Source organism: Zoogloea sp. LCSB751 (assembly GCF_002028455.1).
In the GTDB taxonomy this organism is placed as follows: domain Bacteria; phylum Pseudomonadota; class Gammaproteobacteria; order Burkholderiales; family Rhodocyclaceae; genus Zoogloea.
The window spans coordinates 1-267 of record NZ_MWUM01000240.1 but is presented as its reverse complement, the minus strand read 5'-3'; the positions used below and the strand labels follow the sequence as shown (position 1 = coordinate 267).

General features: G+C 30.3%; 1 protein-coding gene. It reads right to left on the bottom strand.

Annotated elements, in window-relative coordinates:
* Positions 1-37: 37 nt before the first annotated feature.
* A partial coding sequence (locus B4920_RS26490) for a GntR family transcriptional regulator (RefSeq protein WP_139379694.1) occupies positions 38-267 on the bottom strand: 230 nt, incomplete at its 5' end.

The window sequence follows — 267 nt, the reverse complement described above, 5'->3', positions numbered from 1 at the left end:
CTCCATCAATTATAATTGTAATAAAAGTAATTATATCTTATTTAATACTTACGGTCCTGAATTCAATCCTATCACTTCTATGATGTGCTGTTGAAAATTCAAAAGGCTGGCCATTGTCTAAAAAACCCACCTGCTCCACTTCCAATATTGGAAAGTTATTTTCTATTGCTAGATATTCCTGTTCCAACTCATTTGGTAAAATAGCTCGAATAATCCTACGAGCACTTTTTATTTTAAGTTTAAGATTTTTTTCAATGTAACCATAAA